The organism is Lysinibacillus sp. fkY74-1 (assembly GCF_053165895.1).
Genome location: NZ_CP170173.1, coordinates 1,620,027 through 1,637,069 on the forward strand (window position 1 = coordinate 1,620,027; position 17,043 = coordinate 1,637,069).

Sequence of the window (17,043 nt, forward strand, 5' to 3'; positions counted from 1 at the left end):
AATTAACGAAAAAGGGGTTACTGGTTTCATGAAAGATTTTGATCAACAATTGGAGGGGCTACTAAAGCAAGCCGCTTTGCAATACATAATATATCAGCATAATGGTGATACGGAGCGCATGGATAAAACATCACTTTTTGCTCGAAAAATTCAGCAAAAAGAGTATGTGATTGGTTTTGCAGGCCATTTCTCCGCCGGGAAGTCGAGTATGATTAATGCGTTGTCTGGCGAGAATTTATTAGCATCAAGTCCGATTCCAACAAGTGCAAATATCGTTAAAGTGCATAAATCAGAGGAAGACTTTGCAGTTGTTTATATGCACAAGGAAAAGCCTGTTAAATTTGAGGCAGGCTATGATTTTAAAACGGTAAAAGAGCTTAGTAAAAATGGGGATTTGGTATCTCAAATAGAAATTGGCCATAGCGCATCAACATTACCGTTTGGTGTTACAGTGATGGATACACCTGGAGTAGACTCAACAGATGATGCTCACCGCATGTCGACGGAATCTGCACTCCATATTGCCGATATCGTATTCTATACAATGGACTACAACCATGTGCAATCGGAGTTAAATTTCCAATTTACGAAGCAATTAATGAAATATAATCCAAATGTTTATTTGATTGTTAATATGATTGACAAGCATAAAGAAAATGAATTGAGCTTTGAAGAGTTTAAAGCAACGGTTCATAATTCCTTTGCGGCATGGGGCGTTGTGCCGAAAGGTGTATTTTTCACATCTTTGAGAGAGCCTGAGCACCCACATAACGATTTTGAAGCCGTAAAGAAAATTGTTATGGATAGTATGAACGATTGGCAGGACCAGCTTGTCCAAACAGCAACAAATACATTGCGTTTATTGCAAAGTGAGCATGATAACTATTTAATAGAAGAAAGACAGGATCGTTTAGCGATTGATGAAGAAATTTTAAGTGCGGATGACTGGGCACACCATCAAGATATTTTAGAGCAATACAATAAATTAAATCGTCAGGTTGAATTATTCTCTGTTGAGGCGTGGAACGAAACATTTGAGGAGCAACGTAAAGAATTGCTTGCCAATGCTGCGATTATGCCAGCCGACTTGCGTGATCGCTTACGTCTTTATTTAGAAAGTATGCAGGAGGGCTTTAAGGTAGGGGGGCTCTTTACTGCGAAGAAAAAAACAGAGGAAGAGCGGAACCGTCGTAAAGAAGATGCTTATAGTGCTTATCAAAATGTCGTCCATGCGCAAATTACAGGGCATTTAAAGGGCCTTATGAAAAAAGCATTAAAGGACGTGGGTGCTTTAAATGAGGAACGTGCCTCAGCTATTGATGCTTATCCGTTTGACTTACCATTTGCATTGATTGAGCAGCAAGTTCAAGCAGGTGCACTGTTAACAGGTGATGCGGTATTAAACTTCGCCAATCGTGTGGCAGAGGCAACAAAGCGTTATTTTATTCAGGAAACAGATAGCTGGAAAAAAGCACAAGCGACAACATTAGAAGCAGTGGCAACAGAAACAGCTGCTCCTTCGAAATTAAAAATGGCAGGCATGCAGGATAAAGTGGATGCTATTAAGGCTGTACTTGAAATCGAGGGTTACCAACAATATAGTGCGAGCATTATGCATCAAGCGAGCAATGAAATCCGGAACGTAGCGAATGATCAGTTAACAAATTGGGAAAATTCCTTTAAACAGGATTTAGCAGAGATTCGTTTGTTTGATGAATCCATGCTACAACCAAAAGAACAAGTCATTCAGGAAGAAGCAGTGCAGCAAGCAGTTAGTGCAACGAGTTTGCCAATCGATGGCGTTATTAATCGTGCCCTGCATACCGCCAATGCTGTAAAAGAAGTACAAGGCTTTGCTGAAGTTGCTCAATATCTTGAAAATAAAGTGGAACGATTACAGAAAAAAGATTTTACCATCGCTTTGTTTGGGGCTTTTAGTGCTGGGAAGTCATCCTTTTCTAATGCATTAATGGGGGCGAAGGTATTACCTGTATCCCCAAACCCAACAACTGCAGCTATCAATAAAATTCGTCCTGTATCGCCTGAGCATCCACATGAAACAGCCGATGTACAGCTTAAAACAGCTGAGCAAATGTTAGAGGATATTCAAGGGTCCTATGCAGCGATTGGTTTATCTGTCCAGTCATTAGAGGAAGCGTATAATCGTGCTGACGAAGGGCTTGCAGTACAGTTGACAGATGAGCGTTTAAATGTGCACAAATCATTTATTCGTGCTTATAAGGAAGGGTATCCAACGTTTAAGTCTGAGCTTGGTACTATTATTCGTGTGGATCGCGTTGAATTTGAAAAATTTGTCGCGCAAGAAAATAAATCATGCTTTGTGGACAATATCGATTTCTATTATGATAGTCCATTAACGCGCATGGGCGTTACACTTGTGGATACTCCAGGAGCAGACTCTATAAATGCTCGTCATACAGGTGTAGCCTTTGAATATATTCGGAATGCCGATGCCATCCTATTTATTACGTATTATAATCATGCTTTTGCCAAAGCTGACCGTGAGTTTTTAATTCAGCTTGGTCGTGTAAAAGATGCCTTTGAGCTTGATAAAATGTTCTTTATTGTGAATGCTATTGATTTAGCAACAACGGATGAAGAGCAGGAAGATGTAAAAGGCTATGTACGTTCAGAATTACAGCGATTTGGTATTCGTTTCCCGAGACTGTATGGTGTATCGAGTCTTTTAGCGTTAAAGGAGAAGGTGGAAGGTTCAGATTTAACATCAGGCATGCCACCGTTTGAAAACGACTTCCATACATTTTTAAATGATGAATTGAGTGCATTAGCAGTGCAGGCTCTTGCGGAGGAAGTTGACAAAACAGAGCAACGCTTAGCGGATTTAATTGCACAAACGGAGGAAAACCTCAAACGTAAAGACGAGCGCTTAGAGGAATTAACCGTACTTGAAAAGCATGTGCAATCCAAGTTTAGTGTGCTGAATACAAGTATGCTGGAAAGTGAGACAAAGCAAGAGCTTGATGAGCTTCTCTATTATGTTCTACAACGTGTCTACTATCGTTACCCTGAATTCTTTAAGGAAGGATACAATCCTTCAACATTTGCGGCCATGCCAGCACAGCAGGCATTGGAGCATGCGTTGAAGGAAGTGATGCAAAGCTTACGTTTTGACTTTACACAGGAAATGCGTGTGACAAACTTCCGTTTATCACAGTTTATAAGCAAAAAAATGCAGCACCGATTTAAGGATGAAGTACGGGAGCTAAAAGAGCTTAACCGTAGCTTCTCGTTCTTAGCATTTGAATCTTCTGAGCCAAATTTACTTGATTTTGAAGGCCCATTTGGTGATATTTCGAAATATACTAGCGTAAAATCTCACTTCCGTAATCAAAAAGCTTTCTTTGAGAAGAATGAAAAAGTGAAGCTGAGCGATGCGTTAGAAGCATTAACAAAGCCGGATGCCCAGGATTATTTAGATGCACAGAAAGTTTCTCTCATGACTTGGGCCATTACGTTTATTGCAGAGGAAGCAGAAAAATTACGTTTATATATTTATCATCAAGCGCTTGAGCAAATTGAAACAGAGCGATTGGCGCTTCAAGAAGAAAGCCGTTTAGCTTCTTGGAAAGCGATTTACGCACAATTACAAAACGCATGAGGTGATTCCTATGGGAAAAGTATTCAAATCAGTAGATGAAATTCAGTTTGATGGTGTCCGTTTTATCGATGCTCGTTTTGATTTACAAGACAAAGAAGCTGGAAAAAAAGCATTTGAAGAAGGTCATGCAACAGGAGCAATCCATATGGATTTAGAGCAGCAGCTATCTGATATGGACAGTCAAGACGGTCGTCACCCAATGCCGAACAAAGAAAAATTGACATCTGTATTTCAAGAATTAGGCTTACGTTATGAAGATCAAATCGTTATCTATGATCAAGGAGCAGCACCTTTCGCTCCACGTGCTTGGTGGATGCTGACGTATGCTGGTTTCCCAAATGTTGTCATTGTTAACGGGGGAGCATCGGCATTGGAAACGAAAGTGCCATTTACAAAAGACGTCGTAAAATACCCACCAACAATCATTGATTTTGATTGGAAGGATGAGCTGTATGCACCACGCCAAGCAGTAAAGGCGATTGTGGACGGAGAAGTGAAAGCAACTTTACTCGATGCTCGTGCGGCTGAGCGTTATCGTGGGGAATTCGAGCCATTAGATAAAGTAGCAGGTCATATACCAACAGCAAAAAACTTTGACTGGGAGCAATTAAAGAAAGATGGACAATTGCAGGCTAACGATGCATTGCGTCAAAAAGTTGCACAAGATGAACATGTGGTTGTCTACTGTGGCAGTGGTGTAACCGCATCCCCGCTTTATGCCGTATTAGCAGATGAAGGCTATGAAAACATTCAGTTATACGTAGGTAGCTTTAGTGATTGGATTACACAATATGAGGTTGAAAAAGGTACAAATGAATAAGGGTTAAAGCAAAAACGCTCACTTTGGTGGGCGTTTTTTTGGTGGTGGATCGGGTGCGGGGGAAAGTGATGGATAGAAGTGGGAAAGTGACGGATAGGAAGGAGAAAGTGACGGATAGGATAACAAAAGTGACGGATAGAGCGGAAAAAGAGCTGTCTAGCTTGCTTGATATACGTAGGTAGAGCTGAATCCTGGAACGGACGGGACGGATAGAAAGGAGAAAGTGACGGATAGGATGCCAAAAGTGGCGGATAGGAAGCTGAAACTGGGGGATAGAATAACAAAAGTGACGGATAGAGCGGAAAAAGAGCTGTCTAGCTTGCTTGATATACGTAGGTAGGGCTGAATCCTGGAACGGACGGATAGAAAGGAGAAAGTGACGGATAGGATGCCAAAAGTGGCGGATAGGAAGCTGAAACTGGGGGATAGAAAGCCAAAACCGACGGATAGAGCCAAAAAAGCGTCTCCCGTCTAGCTCGCTCGAAACAAATAGATAGAGTTACTGAATCTATGGCTCAAATGCCAAAACAAACGGATAGCCAACCCTTAAAAAAGCCGATCGAATTCAAAATGACTCACCATTCATTTTATGCTACACTCTTTTAAAAGGGGGAAAGTGGATGTTTAAACGTGAGACGAGCATAGGAGTTCAACGCCATGGTGATGTACAATGTGCACTTGGAAAGGTAGCTGTTCAGGGGTTTGGTATGAGTGTGTATAGCTTTTTTGTTGATGGCTTATTAATCGATACAGGCTCAAATTCGCTGGCACAGGAGTTTCAATCATTTTTTAAGGAGCTACCAATGGAGCAAATTGCCCTTACTCATTCGCATGAGGATCATGCGGGCAATGCCGCCTGGCTTCAACAGCAAATGGATATTCCTATTTATCTTCACCGTGAATCTCTTCAGGCTTGTACGAAGAAGGGTGATTATCCTTTGTACCGTCAAGCATTATGGGGGGAGCGGCCAGCTTTTCTAGCGCAGCCAATAGGCACTACATTGCAAACAAAAACAGCTGTCTGGGACGTTATTGAAACACCTGGACATACGACAGATCATCTGGCCTTCTATAATCGTCAATCAGGTGCTGTGTTCACGGGAGATTTATACATTCAAACGAAAACGAAGGTAGTACTCGATGAAGAAAATATTGTACATACCTTAGCATCGTTAAAAAAATTATTAACCTATGATTTTAACGAAGTTTATTGTTGTCATGCAGGCTATTTAACAGATGGCAGAAATAGAATACTAGAAAAAATAGCGTATATTGAAGAAATGGAAGAGAAGGTTCGTCACTTGTTTGTACAAGGTTATTCAGTAGAGGAGATGACGTCCAATATTTTCCCTCGAGAGTATCCCATTATTAAAGTGTCTGGCGATCAATGGTCTTCTAAGCATATAATCAGAGCATTTATTCGTCATTTTACTGAAGAGTCCTTGCAATAGGGCTCTTTTTTTGTTGGGCTTAAATGCGGTAACAGCAATAGTAAAAAACTTTGTGAAAAAATGTGAATAAATTGTGACAAACTCACTTGGCTCAATGGATACGCTTACAAAAGTTTGTGAAAAAATTCTCTTTTACACAAGAAAAATACTATGTGAAATATTGAACAGCTTGAAAGGCGATAGTTGTACATTTCCCAATATTCATCCTTATGATATTAACTATTTTAAAATAATTGATTGTGAAAAGTTTAATTTGACAGAAAGGCGTGTATGAAGTCTTGTAATGCTGTGTTTTCGAAATGAAAAATAAATTGACAGAAAATTCGTTGACTATATTTTCACAAAGTAATATGATTCTAAAATATAATGAAAAACAAAGGGAAAAGGATGGGATGGAATGGACGTCATGAAGAAAGCTTTAGAAATGCATGCACATTATAGCGGTAAATTAGAGGTGATTTCAAAAGTTCCAGTACAGGATTCTTATGATTTAAGTCTTGCTTATTCACCTGGAGTGGCTGCACCATGTGTGGAAATTGAAAGAAACCCATCGCTGGTTTATGACTATACAATGAAGGGGAATATGGTGGCAGTTGTGTCAGATGGTACGGCAGTTTTAGGATTAGGGGATATTGGTCCTAAAGCTGCATTACCAGTTATGGAAGGGAAAGCGATTTTATTAAAGCGTTTTGCCAATGTTGATGCTTTTCCAATATGTTTAGATACAAAAAGTACGGATGAAATCGTCAGCATTGTGAAGGCGCTTGCTCCGACGTTTGGGGCGGTGAATTTAGAGGATATTTCAGCACCTAGATGTTTTGAAATTGAGGATCGACTGCGTCAGGAATGTGATATACCAGTATTCCATGATGATCAGCACGGTACAGCTATTGTAGTAGGTGCCGCTATGATTAATGCGAATCGTATTGTGCAAAAGGATATTGCGACAATGAAGGTCGTCATCAATGGCGCTGGGGCAGCAGGGATTGCTATTTTACGAATCCTTGTGCAAATGGGCTATAAAAATATTTTTATGTGTGATACAAAAGGTATTATTTATGAGGGACGTAAAGAGGGGATGAATCCAATTAAAGAGGCGGTTGCTCATTTGACAAATCCAGAGAAAATACATGGTACGTTGAGTGAGGCGCTCGTTGGTGCGGATGTTTTTATTGGTGTTTCGGTTGCCAATCTATTAACAGAGGGGCATATTGCGTCTATGAATGAAAACCCGGTGGTCTTTGCATTAGCTAACCCAAATCCAGAAATTACGTATGAAAATGCCAAGGCGTGGGGAGTTCGTGTAATGGGTACGGGTCGTTCGGATTATCCGAATCAAATTAACAATGTCCTGGCGTTCCCTGGCATTTTCCGTGGCGCATTAGATGTACGTGCTACGGATATCAATGAAACCATGAAACTAGCTGCTGTGGAAGCAATAGCTTCACTTGTTAGTGATGAAGAGCTTACGGAGGAATATATTGTTCCTAAGTCATTAGATGAACGTGTTGTTGCCATTGTCTCTCGTGCAGTTAGCGGTGCAGCGGTCGAATCTGGAGTCTCGGAACTGTTCCAACAAACTACAGCGCTAACAGTTTAACAAATTACAGATATCGAAATATGGCAAATGTAGAAAAGTAAAGAAATGCTTTTCTACATTTTTTTATCGAATTTGCTCGAAAAATGTTGTTGTTTGGTTTTTTATGTAATAAAATTGGTGAGTATAAGGTAATGACTTGTGCAATGGATTGAAAAGTATAAATACATAATTTTGCAATGTTTTTGAAACGAAATAGGTCTTAAGTCTATTTAAAGAGGAGAAAAAATACATGAATACATTCGTTCCATTTAGATCTATTAAAGGCAAACTGATTGCTTTCTCTTTATTGCTTTTAATGATTCCCTTGATTATTTTAGGCTATCTAAGCTATCAACAAAGTAAATCAAATTTAGAGTCGGTGGGAAAAGAAAACTTAAGAAACAGTGTGGAAATGACCATTGCCATGATTGAACAGTTTAATCAAGAGGTAGAGGCAGGTAATTTAACTTTAGAAGAAGCACAAGAGAAAGTGAAGGTCGCTATTTTAGGGAAAAAGGATAATGAAGGAAAGCGACCTATTAATAAAAATATTAAACTAGGTGAGAATGGTTATATCTTTGTTGTAGACCAAAAGGGGACCTCTATTGCACATCCGAACATCGAGGGAAATAATGTCTGGGATGAACAGGATGATAATGGAGTTAAGTATATGCAAGAAATCATTGCCAAGGGGAATGAAGGTGGTGGATTTGTCTCCTATTCGTGGCCATTACCAAATTCAGATCAACTAGAGGATAAAGGGGTCTATGCAGAAACTGATCCGTATTGGGGATGGGTTATTGGTGCCAGTACCTATTTAGCAGACTTTAATAAACCAGCGGAGAGTATTTTGAAATTAACGATGATTGTAATTGGTGTCGCTATTATTATTGGGATATTAGTTATTTGGCAGTATGCAAGTAGTATGGCTAAACCTATCAACCGAGTGGTCCAAGCGATGGAGCGATTTGCAGAGGGTGATTTGACGCAAGAAAGTATGTCTATTCGCTCAAAAGACGAAATTGGCAAACTGGCAAACGCTATGAATCAAATGCAATCTAAATTGAAGGACATGATACACAATATTGCTCAAGCATCTGATTTAATTACTACTTCTAGTAAGGAGCTTTCACAATCGGCCAATGAAGTAAATATGGGTGCAGAGCAAGTGGCGATAACAATGAATGAATTAGCATCTGGGGCAGAAGGACAAGCACATCATTCGAACGAATTAACTTCCCTGATGGAACGTTTTACTGCGGATTTGCGTGAAACAAATCAGTATGGTGAGCATATTCATCAATCTTCTTTTGAAGTGTTAGGCTTAACCAATGAAGGAAGTCAGCTCATGACATCTTCGAATTCTCAAATGAAAAAGATTGATAGTATTGTACAAAATGCAGTAGAGAAAGTAAAAAATTTAGATGCCCAAGCACAGGAAATTTCTAAATTGGTGGTGGTCATTAAAGATATTGCCAATCAAACCAATTTATTAGCTTTAAATGCCGCGATTGAAGCTGCTAGGGCAGGTGAACATGGCAAGGGATTTGCGGTGGTTGCGGATGAAGTACGCAAGCTTGCTGAACAAGTAGGCTATTCAGTCAATGATATTACAACAATTGTAGCAAATATTCAGCAAGATTTTGATGTTGTTACGAGCTCATTAGAGGATGGCTATCAGGAGGTAAAAGAAGGGACAACTCAAATTAAAGCTACGAGTGAAACGTTTACGACGATTAGTGATTCTATTAATGATGTTGTAGAAAGTGTTCAATTGATTTCCAAAAATTTATCAAAAGTAACGGAAGATGGTCAAAAAATGAATAGTGCTATTCAAGAAATAGCTGCGGTCGCAGAAGAATCTGCAGCAGGTGTGGAGCAAACGACAGCGACAACAGAACAGACAAGTAGCTCAATGGAGGTTATGGCGGGGAAATCAGCCCAATTATCAACATTGGCTATAGAATTAAAGACATTGGTTGCCCAATTTAAACTGTAAAAAAATCTCCCACTCTCTTAAATGAGAGGGGAGATTTTTTACATCATGCCTACTCCGATAGCCCCAACTAGGATAATGAAGAATAGAACGAAGAACAAGATGAATAAAATAATTCCTGGAATAAAGATCGTGAAAAAGGCCATCCAATTAGTGATTTGGTGTGCTTCTGCTACCACACCGACAGAAATGACGAAAGACCAAATAGTGACAACAATAGAAGCTAAAATGGCTGGCCAAAAAATCCATGGCAGTGAGCCCATAAAGTTTGGATCTAATAAGGATTCCGGAGAAGTGATTAACCAGATTAAATAAAATGGAATAAGCACTATAAATGGTACAGCTGTAAGGCTCAGCCCTTTAAATAAGTCTGAATACGTACCAGTACCCTTAAATAGCTTACCAAATAGCCATGTGATGAGAGCGGATATAGCTGTCCCAATAATACCAGCGATTGGAGCAAAAATTACACACAGTAAAGCCAATAACCAAGGGGAAAGTTCAGTGAAAAACTCCGAATCCGTCAGCCCTGACATGATAGAGCCGATATAACCGATGGACATAATCAAAATAGCAAAGCCGATTGATTTTTCGTTAATCATATAGCGAGCGGTTTGCTTTGGATGTAACCAAACGGATATAAACGGATTCATCTTTGGCCTTTCTTCATTTTGTGTGTCATTAAAATTTTCCATTAAACTACCTCCAAAATAATAGAATAATTGCATGTTACGCATAGTTAGTATACGAGCGACACAGTGAAAAGTTTCGTAGAAAGTAAAAATAAGTTATTTTCATGACAAAAGAGCCGCATAACGGCGACTCTTCTTAGTTACTTAGTATAATTTTTTCAAGCTCTAATGGTTTAATATATTGCTCACCTTTGTAAGCACGCATATTACCACCAGAAATTTCATCGATTAATAAAATTTCATTAGTTTGGGCATCACGGCCGAATTCCAATTTAATGTCATAAAGCGTTAAGCCCTTTTTAGCAAGCTCAGTTCCTACAAATTTAGAAATTTCAATTGTACGTTGTTTTAAAATGGCATATTCTTCGTGTGTTAACAGGTTTAACATAGCTAATGCATCTTCAGAGATTGGAGGATCTTGGCGATCATCATCTTTAATGGTAACTTCCACAAAGGCATCAAGATCTTGGCCTTCCTGCGCATAGGCGCCGTAGCGTCGTAGGAATGAGCCAACTGCCTTAAAGCGGCAAATTACTTCTAAACCGTTCCCGAACACTGTTGCAGGTTTTACAGTCATTGTTGCATCATCAAAGTTTGCATCTACATAGTGAGTAGGAACACCTTGTTCATTTAATTTAGAATAGAAATAAGAAGTTAAGCGTAAACCCGCTAAGCCAGCACCATCCATTGTTAAGCCAACCGTATTAGCGCCTGGGTCGAACACGCCGTTTTCACCTGTTACATCGTCTTTAAATTTTAATAAATAATGACCGTCTTCTAATCTGAACACATTCTTCGTTTTCCCTGTATACAATAATTCCACAAAAAACCCTCCAATATTCATAGTACTCTAAAATTATAACACGAATATTTTAAATATTTAATATGAAAAATGTTCGTTTTGTGTGTTTATTTATATCATTTATTGCTGATTTGCAATAAAAAACAAGGTGATAACGAATAATCGTCATCACCTTGTGTGTTTGAAATGCTTCGTAACTGGGTGGTGGATTTATGCTAGATTGCTAGGTCAGTAATTAATAAATTCCTTCAGTAAGCATTCCATCTGCCACCTTAATAAAGCCAGCGATGTTTGCACCCATAACTAAGTTGCCAGGGAAGCCGTATTTTTCAGCAGCAGCTTTACTATCTGAATAAATATCTTTCATAATTTGATGAAGTTTCGCATCTACTTCTTCAAATGACCAAAATACGCGGCTTGAATCTTGTGCCATTTCAAGAGCAGATACAGCAACTCCTCCAGCATTCGCTGCTTTTGCTGGTCCGAATAATACACCTGCATTTAAGAATTCATTAATTGCTTCAAGATCAGAAGGCATGTTGGCACCTTCACCAATCGCTTTGACCCCATTAGAAATTAATGTACGAGCTGATTCACCATTAATTTCGTTTTGAGTTGCACATGGTAGAGCAATGTCACAAGGAATTGTCCAAATGCCAGTGCAGCCATTAGTAAAAGTAGCGTTTGGTCGGTAACTTACGTAAGTTGAAATACGATCACCTTTTACTTCTTTGATTTCTTTAATGACATCTAAATCTAAGCCTTCTGGGTCATAAATATAGCCTGAGGAATCAGAGCAAGCAACTACTTTTGCGCCGTATTGCTGTGCTTTCTCAATTGCATACGTCGAAACGTTTCCAGAACCAGAAACGACCACAGTTTTTCCTTCAAATGAATCATTCACATCTTTTAACATCTCATTAACGAAATAAACTGTACCGTAACCCGTTGCCTCTTTACGTGCTAAAGAGCCACCATACCCAGGAGTTTTCCCAGTTAATACACCTGATTCACTAGCTTTCGTTAAACGTTTATATTGCCCCCATAAATAACCTACTTCACGAGCGCCTACACCAATATCACCAGCAGGAACATCGACATCTGGACCAATATGACGGTATAATTCAGTCATGAACGCTTGGCAGAATCGCATGATTTCAGAATCTGATTTACCTTTCGGATCAAAGTTTGAGCCACCTTTACCACCACCGATTGGTTGGCCTGTTAAAGCATTTTTAAAGATTTGTTCAAAGCCAAGGAATTTAATGATGGATTCATTTACCGAAGGGTGGAAGCGTAGACCGCCTTTATAAGGCCCCATGACATTGCTATATTGTACACGATATCCACGATTTACTTGGACTTGATTATGATCATCTTGCCAAGCGACACGGAAGGAAATGATGCGATCAGGCTCAACAATACGTGATAAAATATTGGCCTTAATATATTCAGGATGTTGGACGAATACAGGTACTAATGAAATAAAAATTTCTTCAGCTGCTTGTAGAAACTCCGCTTGATGACAGTTCTGTTGTTTAAGTTGCTCGAATACGCCATCTACGTATTCTTTAGCTAATTGTTCATTGCTAACAGTTGTGATTGTCATAGTAAAACCCCCATTTAGTTGATAGGTGTATCGTATATTTATTTTTCAAACTATTCAATAAAATACTTTTTGAGTTTGTGAAAAATTGAGCAAGAGGGGTCATGTAAATATTATTTTAAAATAATTTATTGTATTAGTATTCATCTAATTATGAGAAAGGAATGATGCCTTATTGTGAAGGTTCTTATAGATGCTGATGCCTGTCCAGTAGTGGATTTGGCGCTATCTGTATCATCTGAGTTTGAGATTGAAACTATCTTATTTTGCGATACATCCCACCGTGTGGAACGTGATAATGTAATAACAATTATTGTACCGAAAGGTCCTGATTCGGTTGATTTTACGCTAGTGAACGCGCTTTCAAAACATGATATTGTCATTACACAGGATTACGGGCTTGCGGCAATGGTTTTAGCAAGAGGAGGGTATCCTATTGATCAAAATGGACGAGAAATGTCTAATGAAAATATCGAACGTTTGCTCGATATGCGTCATGTCGGTCAAAAAATTCGAAGGGCAGGTGGACGTACCAAGGGCCCTAAAAAAAGGACACAAGAAAACAATATTTCGTTTGAAATGAAATTTCGACAAATTTGTGAACGAGCGATTTCTGCACAAAAAATGGAGGATTCTACAGGTGAAAAATGAACTTAAACATGATTTTTTAGAGCAGTTTCCACAGTTGAAATTGATGGCGGCAAAAGATACTGTACTTTGGGAAAATACAAATAGAGTGAAGAATCCGGCAACATCGCTTTTTACTATGGAAGAAGTGGAGGAGGCAGAGGAAACGTTACAACGCTTTTCCGCATATTTAAAGCTGGCGTTCCCTGAGCTTGTGGCAAGTAATGGATTAATCGAATCAGGTATTCAAGAAATCCCTGCTATGAAAGGTGCGATTGAGAATAAATATGGTGTGCTTATAGAAGGTCAGTTACTTTTAAAATCCGATCATGCTTTACCTATCTCAGGTTCCATCAAGGCGCGTGGAGGCATTTATGAGGTCTTAAAGCATGCTGAAAGGCTGGCGCTGGCGAGTGGAAAGCTCCAAAAAATAGATGATTATGGGCGTTTAGCATCTGCGGAGTTTCAATCCTTCTTTCAGCAATACACCATCGCAGTTGGCTCTACAGGAAATTTAGGCTTAAGTATCGGCATTATGGGCAAGAAGCTCGGCTTTAATGTCGTTGTACATATGTCGAGTGATGCCAAGGAATGGAAAAAAGCTTTACTCAGAGAAAAAGGTGCCACGGTTGTTGAATATGAGGGTGATTACAGTGCTGCCGTTGAACAGGGACGCCAAGAAGCAGAATTAGATCCGATGTGCCATTTCATTGATGATGAAAACTCTAAGGATTTGTTTGCTGGCTATGCAGTCGCAGCAATGCGTTTAAAAGGGCAATTAGAACATATGAATGTGCCAGTCAGTGCTACAAACCCATTGTTTGTTTATTTACCATGTGGGGTAGGAGGAGGACCAGGTGGAGTTGCCTACGGATTACGAGAACTATTTGGTGAACATGTGCATATTTTCTTTGCGGAGCCCGTGGCATCTCCTTGCATGACGCTAGGCTTAATGACTGGACTTCATGATGCTATTAGCGTAGAGGATATTGAATTAGACAATAAAACCGAAGCAGATGGTCTGGCAGTGGGCCGCGCCTCCAAGTTTGTAGGAAAAGTAATGGAGACGTATATAAGCGGCTGCTATACAGTGACGGATGAAGAATTGTTTACCTCATTAGGTTTAGCAATGGATAGCGAAAAATTATTTTTAGAGCCATCCGCACATGCGGGAATGTTTGGACCGATTCGATTAATGAAAAACGGGCAAAGCTATTTGGAAAAGCATAACTTAGCGGACAAAATGGAACAGGCAACACATCTGATTTGGGCAACAGGAGGGAGTATGGTCCCTGATAGCATGCGTGCCACGTATTTAGCTAAGAGCAGAGATTTAGTTTAACAATGACCATACTTTTTGTTTAAAAAAGAGAAGGTATTACCCAAATCAAGCTATTCAAAGCACAAAAACAGGTGAAGAAAAATGCTTCACCTGTTTTCTTATTAACGTTGCAATGCTTTACGTTGAGCTGCTAAATATACCTCTTGAGCGGCAAGGACACCTGCGCCTGGCTGGAAGTCATAAGCGAAGTCTTGAAGCGCGGCCTCCAATAAGGATACAGCTTGTAGGATATCACTTGGGAAGCAGTAGCCCATATGGCCAAATCTGAAAATTTTACCTTGTAGGTGACCAAGGCCACCTGCAAAATCTAGGTGATATTGCTGCTTAAGGTGTGTTAAGAATTCACCAAGCTCAATTCCCTTTGGTGCCATAATAGCTGTAATGGTAGGGGAGGCATATTGATCTTCAGTTAAGAGCTCGATGTGTAATGCTTTCATAGCGCTACGTACCATGTTTTTCATGAGTTCATGACGGGCAATTGTTTGCTGGAAGCCACCTTCCTGTTCAATTAACTGACAAACCTCATGCAGGCCATCAATAAGCGTGATAGCAGGAGTATTTGGCGTCATCCCCTTTTCAGCCCAACTACGATAACTTAATAGATTTAAATAATAGGCTGTCGTTTGATTGTCTTCAATGACTTGCCAAGCTCTTTCGCTCACACTGACAAGAGAGAGTCCAGGCGGTAGCATCATCGCTTTTTGAGAGCCTGTCACGAGAATATCAATACCCCAAGCATCCATTTCAGCCGGCGCGCCACCGATGCAGCTTACGCCATCCACGATAACGAGTGCATCTGTTTCGTCTTGAATCACTTGTGCTAATTCAGCAACAGGGTTTAAAATGCCTGTAGAAGTTTCGTTATATGTGATAAAAACCGCTTTGATATTTTGTAATGGCTGTAAAAATGCCCGTAGCTCCTCAGGTGTGCAAGCTTGTCCCCACTCTTTTTCAAGCTTATGTACATGGAAGCCGTATTGCTCGCAAATGGAAACGAAATAGTCACCGAATGCCCCGACCGTAATGACCACAACTTCCTCACCAGCGGCAACCGTATTGACTGCCGCAGCCTCTAGTGCAGCTGTCCCGCCCGATGGCAAGAGTAAAATGTCCTGTGTCGTGCCAAAGACAGGCTTTACCGCCTCAATCGTTTTTCGGTATAATTCTACAAATTCTTGACTCCGATGACTAAAAATATCCCGACTCATCGCTAGCTGAACTCTCTTTGGAATCGGTGTCGGCCCCGGATGTCTTAAAATATTTTCATACATATTATCAATCCCCTTTACTTGACAGAAATTCAAAATTTTCTAACTATAATAATAACATACTTTTTGTAGGGACTAGCTGCTTTTTGAATAAATAATGGAAGAGGTTAGTATAAAGCTATCATTTGAAAAGGAGACCAAGGATATGGAAACAGTGATGCACTACCCATTTATCTATTTTTTGTACGACCACAATCAGGTGCTTGTATATACAATTCAAACGCTCGATTCCATTACATTAGCAAATGTCGTGGAAAATGGAGAATGGGAGAGGTATGAGCTTCCGCCATCAGAGCCATTTACAACATTTCGGCATGAACAAAGTGATCCTAAAGAGGGATGGTCTTTTTGGGCTGCGGCGGAACACCTTAGCTATTTGGTAGACACCATTAATGATTACATTCAGCTTCAAAGAAACAGGATGACGACAACTGCCCGAGTTGCACATATTGTTTGCTCAGAATCTGCAGCTGGCTCCTTACGAGTGGAACTTGCTCCGCCTAAATATGTCATTGGCTTTCCTGAGGATTTGTCTATAGGACCGCTGTGGAAGCTTGATGAAGAAAGAGGACAAGCATTCCGCCAAAAGTGGTTAATGGAAAATATTAACGATGAGATGGATGACTTTGTTGGTCCTACTAAAATAAGAGATGCCATTCGAGAGATACGTGATATCCCTAGTCACCTACCTATCTATATTTGGTGTGGGGACCATATAGAAGAACAATGTGGGCTTCGGTTTTTCCTCTATGTATTGCGTGATCAGCACAATGAAATATTTCTTATACATTCAAATGGACAGCAAGTGATCGAACGTCAGTGGAATCCAAATCTGTATGATATAAAGAGATTATCAGTAAAGGGACGTCAAAAATTTCTACAGCAATGGGAAGGTTTGGCAGAATCAACAGCAGTACTTCGTCAATGGGAGCATCAGCATATTCAAGAGGTGCCTGAAAATTTTTATGACTCTTTCATCGTGAAGAAGCTAAAAGAAATGCATCAGGAGCAGGGACATGTGGATTTTATTCAAACTGGAACATTTCTTTTAGAGCTACTTGCTAGCATGGAGAAACAGCCAAACATCTTTTATTTAGAATATAGAATCCGATATTTAGTTTATAATGGCACTCTAGTATTAAAAGGAATTCCTAAATCTATGCGGCATTATTATGTGAAACTACGCCAAAAAACCTCTTTAGTCTGAAGACTTAAAGAGG

12 protein-coding genes are annotated in these 17,043 nt (G+C 39.8%); 8 read left to right on the forward strand and 4 right to left on the reverse strand.

All coding sequences use genetic code 11. The annotated features are described in order from the left end of the window. Nucleotides 1-28: 28 nt before the first annotated feature. From ACE1MS_RS07625 to ACE1MS_RS07645, 5 genes are all read left to right on the forward strand, one after another. Nucleotides 29-3,640, forward strand: a complete 3,612-nt coding sequence (locus ACE1MS_RS07625; RefSeq protein WP_012293805.1) for a dynamin family protein — start codon at nt 29-31, stop codon at nt 3,638-3,640. A gap of 10 nt (nt 3,641-3,650) precedes the next feature. Continuing rightward, complete coding sequence (locus ACE1MS_RS07630; protein ID WP_031419476.1) at nt 3,651-4,460, forward strand: sulfurtransferase; 810 nt, start codon at nt 3,651-3,653, stop codon at nt 4,458-4,460. 620 nt (nt 4,461-5,080) lie between these two features. Beyond that, nucleotides 5,081-5,911, forward strand: coding sequence for an MBL fold metallo-hydrolase (locus ACE1MS_RS07635; protein ID WP_447402811.1), 831 nt, complete (start codon nt 5,081-5,083; stop codon nt 5,909-5,911). A gap of 397 nt (nt 5,912-6,308) precedes the next feature. Then, nucleotides 6,309-7,511 (forward strand): NAD(P)-dependent malic enzyme, encoded by a 1,203-nt coding sequence (locus tag ACE1MS_RS07640; RefSeq protein WP_031419482.1) that lies wholly within the window; start codon nt 6,309-6,311, stop codon nt 7,509-7,511. 229 nt (nt 7,512-7,740) lie between these two features. Then, entirely contained in the window at nt 7,741-9,489 is a 1,749-nt protein-coding gene (locus ACE1MS_RS07645) for a methyl-accepting chemotaxis protein (protein ID WP_447402812.1), read from the forward strand. Nucleotides 9,490-9,527: 38 nt separating this feature from the next. On the opposite strand, the gene ACE1MS_RS07650 is transcribed toward ACE1MS_RS07645, so the two are convergent. The 3 genes from ACE1MS_RS07650 to gdhA all read right to left on the reverse strand — a co-directional run bounded on the left by ACE1MS_RS07650 (nt 9,528) and on the right by gdhA (nt 12,589). Beyond that, nucleotides 9,528-10,181: a Yip1 family protein gene (locus ACE1MS_RS07650; RefSeq protein ID WP_031419485.1), complete on the reverse strand. Its 654-nt coding sequence runs from the start codon at nt 10,179-10,181 to the stop codon at nt 9,528-9,530. A 133-nt stretch (nt 10,182-10,314) separates the two neighbouring features. Then, nucleotides 10,315-11,001 (reverse strand): phosphoribosylaminoimidazolesuccinocarboxamide synthase, encoded by a 687-nt coding sequence (locus ACE1MS_RS07655; protein WP_031419487.1) that lies wholly within the window; start codon nt 10,999-11,001, stop codon nt 10,315-10,317. 214 nt (nt 11,002-11,215) lie between these two features. Next, complete coding sequence (gdhA, locus tag ACE1MS_RS07660) at nt 11,216-12,589, reverse strand: NADP-specific glutamate dehydrogenase (protein WP_012293812.1); 1,374 nt, start codon at nt 12,587-12,589, stop codon at nt 11,216-11,218. A gap of 174 nt (nt 12,590-12,763) precedes the next feature. On the opposite strand from gdhA, the gene ACE1MS_RS07665 reads away from it, so the two are divergent. Beyond that, complete coding sequence (locus ACE1MS_RS07665) at nt 12,764-13,237, forward strand: YaiI/YqxD family protein (protein ID WP_031419490.1); 474 nt, start codon at nt 12,764-12,766, stop codon at nt 13,235-13,237. Then, complete coding sequence (locus ACE1MS_RS07670; protein WP_012293814.1) at nt 13,227-14,555, forward strand: D-serine ammonia-lyase; 1,329 nt, start codon at nt 13,227-13,229, stop codon at nt 14,553-14,555. Before ACE1MS_RS07665 ends, ACE1MS_RS07670 begins: the two co-directional genes overlap by 11 nt. Before the next feature lie 101 nt (nt 14,556-14,656). Here ACE1MS_RS07670 and ACE1MS_RS07675 read toward each other — a convergent pair whose 3' ends face one another. Next, nucleotides 14,657-15,826 (reverse strand): pyridoxal-phosphate-dependent aminotransferase family protein, encoded by a 1,170-nt coding sequence (locus ACE1MS_RS07675; protein ID WP_447402813.1) that lies wholly within the window; start codon nt 15,824-15,826, stop codon nt 14,657-14,659. A gap of 142 nt (nt 15,827-15,968) precedes the next feature. Between ACE1MS_RS07675 and ACE1MS_RS07680 the strand changes: the two genes are divergently transcribed. Then, nucleotides 15,969-17,030, forward strand: coding sequence for a DUF1835 domain-containing protein (locus ACE1MS_RS07680; RefSeq protein ID WP_036215481.1), 1,062 nt, complete (start codon nt 15,969-15,971; stop codon nt 17,028-17,030). Nucleotides 17,031-17,043 lie beyond the last annotated feature (13 nt).

Bases quoted from the DNA above. Each gene is read 5' to 3' on its own strand.
- ACE1MS_RS07625 (WP_012293805.1), top strand. From the start codon at position 29: ATGAAAGATTTTGATCAACAATTGGAGGGGCTACTAAAGCAAGCCGCT.
- ACE1MS_RS07630 (WP_031419476.1), top strand. From the start codon at position 3,651: ATGGGAAAAGTATTCAAATCAGTAGATGAAATTCAGTTTGATGGTGTC.
- ACE1MS_RS07635 (WP_447402811.1), top strand. From the start codon at position 5,081: ATGTTTAAACGTGAGACGAGCATAGGAGTTCAACGCCATGGTGATGTA.
- ACE1MS_RS07640 (WP_031419482.1), top strand. From the start codon at position 6,309: ATGGACGTCATGAAGAAAGCTTTAGAAATGCATGCACATTATAGCGGT.
- ACE1MS_RS07645 (WP_447402812.1), top strand. From the start codon at position 7,741: ATGAATACATTCGTTCCATTTAGATCTATTAAAGGCAAACTGATTGCT.
- ACE1MS_RS07650 (WP_031419485.1), bottom strand. From the start codon at position 10,181: ATGGAAAATTTTAATGACACACAAAATGAAGAAAGGCCAAAGATGAAT.
- gdhA (WP_012293812.1), bottom strand. From the start codon at position 12,589: ATGACAATCACAACTGTTAGCAATGAACAATTAGCTAAAGAATACGTA.
- ACE1MS_RS07675 (WP_447402813.1), bottom strand. From the start codon at position 15,826: ATGTATGAAAATATTTTAAGACATCCGGGGCCGACACCGATTCCAAAG.
- ACE1MS_RS07680 (WP_036215481.1), top strand. From the start codon at position 15,969: ATGGAAACAGTGATGCACTACCCATTTATCTATTTTTTGTACGACCAC.